Below are 8,854 nucleotides of genomic sequence, written 5' to 3'. Positions count from 1 at the left end.
TTTGTACCGCAGGTTCCGCACCACCGGGGTGACGATCAGGCCCGCGCTGTAGCCGACGGTGATCCGGGTGGGCCGCGCGGCGGCCCGGGCGGCGGCCGTGGCCTGCTCGGCCGAGCGCATCAAGGCGCGTGCGTGGGGGAGGAAGGCCTCTCCCGCTTCGGTGAGCCGCGTGCCTTGCCGCGTCCGGTCGAGAAGCCGCGCACCCACCTGGGCCTCGAGCCGGCTGATCTGCCGACTCAGCGACGGCTGCGCGATGTGCAGCTCGGCCGCGGCTCGGCCGTAGTGCAGGTGCGATGCGACCGCGGTGAAGTAGCGCACCAGCCGGAGGTCGAGATCCGTCATGCCTGAATGGTATGACGTGTTCCGAAACAGGTCTTTGATGACCGAGAGTGTGCGTCCCTACCGTGAGCTCCATGGCAAACATCAATGAAATCGCGGTCCGGCACTTCTACGAGGCGCTCTCCACCGGTGACAGCGCGCTGGTCGACGAGGCCCTCGCGGCCGCCTGGGAGGCCGTCCCGCCCCTGCGCACCGGGGGCGGCCCGGAGGGATGGAAGGCGAGCATTGCTCACCTTCGTGGTGTGTTCGATGACCTGACCGTCGAGATCCAGCACGTCGTCGTGGACGGGGACATGGTGGCAGTGCGGACGCTCAGCCGCGGGAAGCACACCGGGGAGCTGCTCGGCGTCGAGGGCACCGGCCGCGAGGTCGAGTTCCGGGCGGCCGACTTCCACCAGGTGGCCGACGGCCGCATCGTGCGGACCTGGCACCTGGAGGACTACTTCTCGATCGCCACCCAGATCGGACTGGAGTTCACCCGTGGCGCTTGACGGAAAGACGGCGGTGGTGACCGGGGCGGCCCGGGGCATCGGACACGCATACTGCCGGCGGCTCGCCGCGGACGGCGCGCACGTGGTCGCCGTCGACGTCCACGACCCGGCGGACGCCGTGAGCGAGCTGACGGGCGGCGGCGACAAGCTGGGGCTGGTGTGCGACATCAGTGAGCCGTCGCAGGTCGACGCCGTGACCCGCACGGTCCTCGACCGGTACGGGCGCTGCGACATCCTCGTCAACAACGCCGGCATCTTCCCCCTCACCGACCTCGAGCACATGACCATCGAGCTGTGGCGCAGGGTGCAGGCGGTCAACGTCGAGTCGATCCTGCTCTTCGCTCGGGCGTTCGCGCCGGGGATGCGGGCCGCAGGGTGGGGGCGCATCGTCAATACCGGCTCGGGCATCACCCTGACCCAGAACCGCGACCTCGCGTACATGACCAGCAAGGGCACCGTGCACGCGCTGACCCGGGCGCTCGCCAACGAACTCGGTGACCATGGCATCACGGTCAACGCGATAGCACCCGGCCTGGTGGCGACCCAGGGGTTCCTGGGCCGAGCCCGGCCCGACGGTCCGACCGCCGACGAGGTGTTCGCCCGTGTGACGGCCCTGCAGACCATCAAGCGCCAGTCGGTCGCGACGGACCTCGGCAACGCCCTGGGCTTCCTGGTCTCCGACGACGCCGACTTCATCACCGGCCAGATCCTCCATGTCGACGGCGGCATGACACGTACGGGAGCCTGACATGCTCGAAGCCATCGCCGACCGTTTCAGCACCTCGCCGCGCTCGCCCGTGCTGCACTCCCCCGCCGAGCACGGGCTGGACTTCGAGGAGGTGACGTTCCCCTCCGAGGACGGGATTCCACTCGAAGGCTGGTTCGTGCCGGCCCCCGGCTCCGATCGGATCGTGATCGTCAACCATCCGCGCTTCTTCAGTCGTTCGGGGCTGCCGTCCCACCTGGAGCCCTGGCGGTCGGTCAACGGCGAGACCGGCAATGACATCGAGGTCGACCTGGTGCCGGACATCGCGCTCCTGCACACCGCCGGCTACCACGTCCTCGCCTACGACCTGCGCAACTTCGGCCTCAGCGGCGCCGCCAACGGCGGCGTGACCACCAGCGGCAGACTCGAGTCCCGCGACGTGGTGGGGTCCCTGCGCTATGCGCGATCGCGTCCTGACCTGCGCGGGGCGCGGATCGCACTGTTCAGCCGCTGCCTGGGCGCCGACGCCACGCTGTTCGCGATGCAGCGGGCCCCGCGGGAGTTCACGGACGTCTGCTGCCTGGTCGCGTGCCAGCCGCTGTCTCCGCGCGCGGTTCTGGAGCGAACGCTCGAGCGGCGCGGCATCCCGGCCGAGCTCATGGACGAGCGGATGGAGGAGCTGGACCGGTTGATCAGACTCCGCACCGGCTTCGGCCTCGACGAGATGTCCCCGGTCGAGACCGGCGCGGCCGCCAGTGTCCGGGTGCCGACGCTCGTCTACCAGGTCCACGACGACCTCATGACGCGGCCGGACGATGTCCAGTCCATGTTCGACACCATTCCCGCGGACGTGCCGAAGGAGCTGTTCTGGATCCACGGCACCACGCGCCGCTGGGACGGATACCTGCACTTCCAGAGAGACCCGGACCGCATTCTGGAGTGGCTCGCCCGCCATGGGTCGCCCCGGTCGTAAAGGGATTCCCCGGATGCAGCCGGTCTGTCAGCGAGCCGGTGGAACGAGGGTGGTGCGGTCGAACGGGCCACGATGTGCGGCGGCGTACGTGACGGCGTCGTTGACGGCGGTGAGACCGAACGACCGGATTCGTTCGGGGGCGAGGTCCAGGGTGCCCGAGGCGAGGAGCCGGATGATGCCGACGTTCGCTGTACGCGGGTACATCCACTGGCCGCGCACGGTGATCGAGTTGCGCATGATCCATGGATACGGCAGGGCGAGGTCGTCGCCACCGAGCATGCCCACGCCTCCCATGAGAACGACGCGGCCGTGTTCACGCACGGTCATGGCTGCCGCGCGCGCCGCCGAGCTGGGCGCGCTCGGCGGCAGCAGGTCGATCACCATGTCGATCGGGCCGTCGGCCGCCGCGGACATCGCGGCGCGGTCGTCGGCCTCGTCCCCGGTGAGCGGGACCGGGCGCACCAGCGGACCGAACCGGTCGGCGAGGAGGTCGAGCGCGGCCTCGTTGCGCCCCGGGGCGACCACCCGGCCCGCCCCCATGGCGAGCGCGACCGCGACCGCACTGCTGCCGAGGTTGCCGGTGGCCCCGTTGACGAGCAGCGTCTCACCGGCTGCGAGCCCGCCGGCCAGCAGCCCGCCGTAAGGGATGACGTGCACACTGAGCGCGGCCCAGCGCTCCGGGTCGTCCCCTGCCGCTGCGGGGAGCGGGTAGACGTTCTCCGTCGGGACCCGCATGAGCTCGGCGAACGATCCGTCGTGCGCATGCCGAGCAAGGCGCGCGCCGCCCTCACCGCGGGAACTCCAGCCCTGGAGCGTGATGTCGGGCGTCAGGGCGTCGTCCCGCGACCGCACCGTCGAGTCGCACCACACCAGGTCGCCGGGGCGCAGCCGGGTGGCGTCCGGGCCCACGTGGACGATCCGCCCCACGCCGCCGGTCCCGGGCACGACGGGAGGGACCAGGGGGTAGTTCCGCTCGCCGCTGAAGACCTCGGCCGCGTACGGCGCCACGGTGGCGGCGAGGACCTCGACCACCACCTCGCCGCCGCCGGGCTCGGGGTCGGGAACCTCCCGCACCGTGAGCGGGGCGCCGAACTGCGTCAGAACTGCTGCTCGCACGTGATGACCTCCGTGTCGTCCGTGTTCGTCGGCATCGACACTAGGAGCCCGACAGGCATGCGGGAAGCGACGATCAGGCATCTCTGGTATGCGTATACGGCATGGACATCTCCAGCACAGGCCTACGGGTCCTGCGGCAGATCGCCGAGTCCGGCAGCTTCACCGCGGCAGCCGTCCGGCTCGGCTACACCCAGTCCGCGGTCTCACGCCAGGCCGCCTCCCTCGAACGAAGCGCGGGCACCGCCCTGTTCGAACGCCGCCCCGACGGAGTACGGCTCACCCCCGCGGGTCTGACTCTGTTGCGCCACGCCCGCACGATCCTGGACTGTCTGACGGCGGCCGAGCGCGACCTGACCGGCACCGTCCCGCGTACCGAACTGGTCCGGCTCGGGCTGTTCCTGAGCGCGGGCGCGGCCATCCTGCCTCCCGCACTGACCCGCCTCGCGGCGACCGACCCGCAGATCACGGTCACGACCACCGAGGGCACCACGCCCTCCCTGATCCGGGCACTGCGCGCGGGCTCGATCGACCTCGCCGTGCTGACGTCCCGCCCACCCCACCGGCCGTTGGACGGCGAGTCGCCGCGCCTGCACGTCGAGACCGTCACGGACACCGAACTGGTCGTGGCGGCGGCCTCCACCGGAGAGTTCGCCGGCCGCACCACGGTGCACGTCGACGAGCTGATCGACGCCCGGTGGATCGCCACCCCGGCATCGCACACCGAGCCATTGCTCGGCGTCTGGCCCGGCCTGCCGGGACGGCCGGACATCGTCCACCGCGCTCGCGACTGGCTGACGAAGCTCCAGCTGGTCGCCGGTGGCTTCGGGGTGACAACGGTGCCCTCGCGGCTCTCGACGGTGCTGCCACCCGAGGTGAGCCTGCTGCACGTCGAAGGCGCACCTCCCGAGATCCGCCGGGTTCTCGTGGCGCGACTCCCCGGCCGCCCCACCCCGGCGATCACGGCCGTCACCCGGGCCATTGCCTCGACCACCTGACACGTGGCGCCGACGCCGCCGCATTGGGTGTCGTAACGGGCCGAAGGCGCACGCCATCACGTTGCGGCCGCACCAATACGGTCAGCGGCTTCCCGGTCCATCGGGGCCTGGTGTCCCGTACCACGGGCACCGCCCCGCGGCGTGACAACCAGTGGCCACGGTACGTGTGGAGGGCTACCGCATCAGGTGGTCAGCTGCTGGGGGTCGACCGGGACAGGCGGATCGCCGGGACGAGGCCTCTCCGACGCTCTCGGCCGGGCCGTACGGCAGCCCGAGTACACCCGGGCCGCCGCGCACGGCACATGGCGACCGAGGACGCAGCCGGTCACACCCTCACGGCCATCGGCCAACTTGCCGACGGGTGCAGCAGGTTGCAACGAGACAGGTTGCCTGAGTCTGGTTCGGCGAGCGGCGGTCACAGCGCGGTCGCCGCGCGGACCAGACCCGCAACCGCCGTGGAGCGGCTGTGCGGGGGCCAGGCGATGACCGTCGTGACGCGCGGTGCGTCGACGACTGGTACGGCGGTCAGGCCCTCTCCCAGGCCGGCGCGGCCCGTCTCCGGGACGATCGCGCAGGCCCGGCCCAGGGCGATGAGCTGGGTGAGCTGGGTGTGGTCGCGCACCTGCGGACCGGGGCCGTCCGGGAAGGTGCCGTCGGGGCGGGGCCAGCGGGGCAGGGGCAGATCCGGCAGGCCGGTGATCTCGGCGAGCCGCAACTCCGCGCGCGTGCCGAGCGGGTGACCCGCCGGGAGGAGGGCGATCTGGCCCTCGGTGTGCAGGTCCTCGGTGTCGAAACCGGCCGTGTCGTCGAACGGCCGGTGCAGCAGCGCCACATCGGCCCGGCCGTCGCGCAGCACCGGTGCCTGCTCGCCCGGCCCGCACAGGAGCACGTCCACGGCGACCGCACCGGGTTCGGCTCCGTAGGCGTCGAGGAGCTTCGCCAGCAGTTCGCTGGAGGCGCCGGCCTTCGCGGCAAGGACCACCGCGGGGCGGCCGGTCCCGGCGAGGGCTGCCCGGCGGGTGCGCCGCTCGGCCGCCTCGACGGCGTCCAGCGCGGCCCGCGCCTCCCGGAGCAGCACCGCCCCGGCCCCGGTCAGCGTGACGCCCCGGCTGCCGCGTTCCAGGAGGGCGGCCCCCAGACGGCGTTCCAGCCCGGCGATCGCCCGCGACAGCGGGGGCTGGGCGATCCCGAGCCGATGTGCGGCCCGGCCGAAGTGCAGTTCCTCGGCGACCGCCACGAAGTACCGCAGCTCACGTGTCTCCACCCCGCCAGCGTAACCCGCCCCACCTGGGGCGATACCCGGCCGGTATGGACGCCCACCCGATCGGTCTTGGACCCGCCGCAGGGTGCGGGAGAACCATCGGAGGCATGAGCGGAACGAACGAGACGAACATCGTCGACGGACAGGTCGACGGACAGGCCGGTGAACAGAAGGTGGCGCTGGTGACCGGCGCCAACAAGGGCATCGGGTACGAGATCGCCGCCGGGCTCGGCGCCCTCGGCTGGAAGATCGGGGTCGGCGCGCGGGACGAGGCGCGGCGCGAGGCCGCCGTGGCGAAGCTGCGCGCGGCCGGGATCGACGCGTTCGGGGTGCCGCTGGACGTGACGGACGACGCCGGCCCGACCGCGGCGGCCCGGCTGATCGAGCAGCGGACCGGACGGCTCGACGTGCTGGTCAACAACGCGGGCATCACCGGCGGCGGTCCGCAGGAACCCACCAGGGTCGATCCGGACCGGGTGCGGGCGGCCGTGGAGACCAACGTCATCGGCGTCATCCGCGTCACCAACGCCCTGCTGCCGCTGCTGCGCCGCTCCCCGTCGCCGCGGATCGTGAACGTCTCCAGCAGTGTCGGCTCCCTCACGCTGCAGACCACTCCCGGCGCCGAGACGGGCCCGATCTCCGCCGCCTACGCGCCGTCGAAGACGTTCCTCAACGCCGTCACCGTGCAGTACGCCAAAGAGCTGGCCGACACGAACATCCTGATCAACGCCGTCTGCCCCGGCTACACGGCCACCGACCTCAACGCCTTCCAGGGGGTGCGCACCCCGCGGCAGGGCGCGGTCTCCGCGATCCGCCTGGCCACCGTCCCGGACGACGGCCCGACGGGCCGCTTCTTCTCCGACGAGGGCGAGATCCCCTGGTGACGGTTCTTCTCCGGCGGCCGTTCGCGGAAGGTGAACTCCGCCGACGCCAGGGCCCCACGGGCTTTCCCCGGTCGTGGTGGAGGGCTGATTCCACTGCCGAGCACAACCGTGGACAGCTCGTACGAAGCCCTCCGCCCGCCCGGTGAACGGTGCGCGCTCGGCCACGGCGGGCGCCGGTGCACAAATCCTACGGGGCCCGCAGGCTCGCCGCGGCCCGCTCGCCGTGGGCGCGCTGGATCAGGCAGGTGCGGGTGGGTGGCGGGATCCCTGGTGGCCGCCGGCGCCCAACTTGCCAACAGCTCTTCCGGGGGGGCACGCCAACCTCAACGTGCCCGGCCGCCACAGCTGTTCTGTCCGGGGAGGTTGTGGACAGGTGATCCAGGTCCCGGTTGAGAGATCTCGAACAGGTGAGGGCCTTCCGGGTTCGGTGTGGATTGCGACATCTGCACCGGCGACCAGAGAGGCCCTCGTGCCCCACCGTAATGCACCCCTGACCGAGACCGGCCGGCTGCGCCTGACCCGCTGCGTGGTCGACGACGGCTGGCCCCTGCGCCGGGCCGCGGAACGTTTCCAGGTCTCACCCACGACGGCCCAGCGGCGGGCCGACCGCTACCGGCAACTCGGCGAGGCGGGCATGGCCAACCGCTCCAGCCGGCCCCGCCACAGCCCGCGCCGGACCCCGACCCGCACCGAGCGACGGATCATCAAGGTCCGCCTGCTGCGCCGGTGGGGACCGGCCCGCATCGCGCACTTCCTGCGCCTGGTGCCGTCCACCGTGCACCGTGTCCTGACCCGCTACCGCCTGGCCCGCCTGTCCCACCTGGACCGGGCCACGGGACGTGTCGTCCGCCGCTACGAACGCGAGAGGCCCGGCGAGCTCATCCACGTCGACATCAAGAAGCCGGGCAACATCCCCGACGGCGGCGGGCACAAGGTCCACGGCCGGGCCCAGGGCAGCCGTAACAGTTCCGCACAGCGCGATCCCGCCCGGCCCCGCACCGTCCACGGCCGGCCCAACCTCGGCTACAGCTACCTGCACACCGCCGTCGACGACCACTCCCGCCTCGCCTACAGCGAGATCCACGCGGACGAGAAGAAGGAGAGCGCCACCAGTTTCTGGCAGCGGGCCCACGCCTTCTTCACCCAGGCCGGGATCACCGTCGAACGGGTGCTCACCGACAACGGCTCCTGCTACCGCTCACACGACTGGCGCGATGCCCTGGCAGCAGCCGGGGTCGCCCACAAGCGCACCCGGCCCTACCGGCCCCAGACGAACGGCAAGGTCGAACGCTTCAACCGCACCCTGCTGGACGAGTGGGCCTACGCCCGCCCCTACCAGTCAGAAGCCGAACGCCGGGAAGCGTCCCCGCAGTGGCTGCACACCTACAACCACCACCGCGGACACACCGCGCTCAAAGGCCAACCACCCGCCAGCCGCGTCCCCAACCTCTCAGGGCAATACACCTAGCGTCCGGGCGGGTCGACGTTCCACTCCCTCGGCAGAGCCTCGTCACAGAAGACGCAGACGAAGTCCTCCTCGCGCACAATGTTGAGCTGCCGGCAGGAGAGGCAGCGTCGGAACACCACCTCGTGCGTGAAACCGGACGGGCGAACGATCCCGGCCCGGTCCAGGGCCTCGACGACGGCCGACCATGAGCTGACGTCCGGGCAGTAGCCGGTCGACTGATTGCTGACCTCGCCGACCGCCCACCGCCCGGACTCCTCGCGGAAGCTGATCTCGCCGGCGCCCAGTACCGCTTCTCCCCCAGCACACACCACGTGCTCACTGCGACGCGGCGCGAGACGCAGGACCCCAGCCTCATCGACAACGAAGGTAAAGGGCTGGGCCAACTCCTCCACCGTCCGAGCCGACACCCACTCGTGGAAGTCCGCCGGCGACCGCATGCCCTGACCCTCGCCGTCCGGTCGGACGAGGCTCCTCAACTCGGCCGGTCCGACGTAGCGATAGCTCCACCCGCGCATGGTCATGCTCGCCAACCTAGACCCGACTGGAGCGAGGACCTGGGGAATTACATGACCGCAGGGGTGGGGAATTACGTGATCGCCGACACACCGCACGACGGTCTCA

10 protein-coding genes are annotated in these 8,854 nt (G+C 71.5%); 6 read left to right on the top strand and 4 right to left on the bottom strand.

The genetic code is table 11. The features are described from left to right. Window positions 1–342 (bottom strand): LysR family transcriptional regulator (locus ACLU3S_RS21440; protein WP_413953535.1); only part of this gene is annotated, 342 nt, incomplete at its 3' end. Between the two features lie 71 nt (window positions 343–413). On the opposite strand from ACLU3S_RS21440, the gene ACLU3S_RS21435 reads away from it, so the two are divergent. The 3 genes from ACLU3S_RS21435 to ACLU3S_RS21425 are packed head-to-tail and all read left to right on the top strand — an operon-like array spanning window position 414 to window position 2,509. Then, on the top strand, window positions 414–830 hold the full coding sequence (locus ACLU3S_RS21435; protein ID WP_413953534.1) for an ester cyclase: 417 nt from the start codon (window positions 414–416) through the stop codon (window positions 828–830). After that, the gene (locus ACLU3S_RS21430) at window positions 820–1,578 is read left to right on the top strand and encodes an SDR family NAD(P)-dependent oxidoreductase (protein ID WP_413953533.1); all 759 of its coding nucleotides are present in this window, start codon (window positions 820–822) and stop codon (window positions 1,576–1,578) included. Before ACLU3S_RS21435 ends, ACLU3S_RS21430 begins: the two co-directional genes overlap by 11 nt. A 1-nt stretch (window position 1,579) precedes the next feature. Continuing rightward, entirely contained in the window at window positions 1,580–2,509 is a 930-nt protein-coding gene (locus tag ACLU3S_RS21425; RefSeq protein WP_413953532.1) for an alpha/beta hydrolase family protein, read from the top strand. Between the two features lie 27 nt (window positions 2,510–2,536). Here the strand turns inward: ACLU3S_RS21425 and ACLU3S_RS21420 are convergent, their stop codons facing one another. Further along, complete coding sequence (locus ACLU3S_RS21420) at window positions 2,537–3,625, bottom strand: alcohol dehydrogenase catalytic domain-containing protein (protein ID WP_413953531.1); 1,089 nt, start codon at window positions 3,623–3,625, stop codon at window positions 2,537–2,539. 101 nt (window positions 3,626–3,726) lie between these two features. On the opposite strand from ACLU3S_RS21420, the gene ACLU3S_RS21415 reads away from it, so the two are divergent. Beyond that, window positions 3,727–4,620: a LysR family transcriptional regulator gene (locus tag ACLU3S_RS21415; protein ID WP_413953530.1), complete on the top strand. Its 894-nt coding sequence runs from the start codon at window positions 3,727–3,729 to the stop codon at window positions 4,618–4,620. Between the two features lie 415 nt (window positions 4,621–5,035). On the opposite strand, the gene ACLU3S_RS21410 is transcribed toward ACLU3S_RS21415, so the two are convergent. Beyond that, window positions 5,036–5,884 carry a LysR family transcriptional regulator gene (locus ACLU3S_RS21410; RefSeq protein WP_413953529.1) on the bottom strand — a complete coding sequence of 283 codons (849 nt, stop codon included), beginning with the start codon at window positions 5,882–5,884 and terminating at the stop codon, window positions 5,036–5,038. A 104-nt stretch (window positions 5,885–5,988) separates the two neighbouring features. On the opposite strand from ACLU3S_RS21410, the gene ACLU3S_RS21405 reads away from it, so the two are divergent. Together ACLU3S_RS21405 and ACLU3S_RS21400 are read left to right on the top strand one after the other, a co-directional pair. Beyond that, window positions 5,989–6,765: an SDR family oxidoreductase gene (locus tag ACLU3S_RS21405; RefSeq protein ID WP_413953528.1), complete on the top strand. Its 777-nt coding sequence runs from the start codon at window positions 5,989–5,991 to the stop codon at window positions 6,763–6,765. A 469-nt stretch (window positions 6,766–7,234) separates the two neighbouring features. Further along, entirely contained in the window at window positions 7,235–8,233 is a 999-nt protein-coding gene (locus tag ACLU3S_RS21400) for an IS481 family transposase (protein WP_413953527.1), read from the top strand. On the opposite strand, the gene ACLU3S_RS21395 is transcribed toward ACLU3S_RS21400, so the two are convergent. Beyond that, on the bottom strand, window positions 8,230–8,754 hold the full coding sequence (locus ACLU3S_RS21395) for a hypothetical protein (RefSeq protein WP_413953526.1): 525 nt from the start codon (window positions 8,752–8,754) through the stop codon (window positions 8,230–8,232). The two genes, ACLU3S_RS21400 and ACLU3S_RS21395, sit on opposite strands and share 4 nt — an antisense overlap. Window positions 8,755–8,854: the final 100 nt, after the last annotated feature.

The organism is Streptomyces sp. AF1A, from assembly GCF_047340315.1.
Lineage (GTDB): Bacteria > Actinomycetota > Actinomycetes > Streptomycetales > Streptomycetaceae > Streptomyces.
The sequence above is the reverse complement of the archived record's forward strand: the minus strand, read 5'-3'. Positions and strand labels throughout refer to the sequence as shown.

Excerpts from the sequence above, each read along its gene's own strand:
- ACLU3S_RS21435 (WP_413953534.1), top strand. The coding sequence starts at position 414 with ATGGCAAACATCAATGAAATCGCGGTCCGGCACTTCTACGAGGCGCTC.
- ACLU3S_RS21425 (WP_413953532.1), top strand. The coding sequence starts at position 1,580 with ATGCTCGAAGCCATCGCCGACCGTTTCAGCACCTCGCCGCGCTCGCCC.
- ACLU3S_RS21415 (WP_413953530.1), top strand. The coding sequence starts at position 3,727 with ATGGACATCTCCAGCACAGGCCTACGGGTCCTGCGGCAGATCGCCGAG.
- ACLU3S_RS21405 (WP_413953528.1), top strand. The coding sequence starts at position 5,989 with ATGAGCGGAACGAACGAGACGAACATCGTCGACGGACAGGTCGACGGA.
- ACLU3S_RS21395 (WP_413953526.1), bottom strand. The coding sequence starts at position 8,754 with ATGACCATGCGCGGGTGGAGCTATCGCTACGTCGGACCGGCCGAGTTG.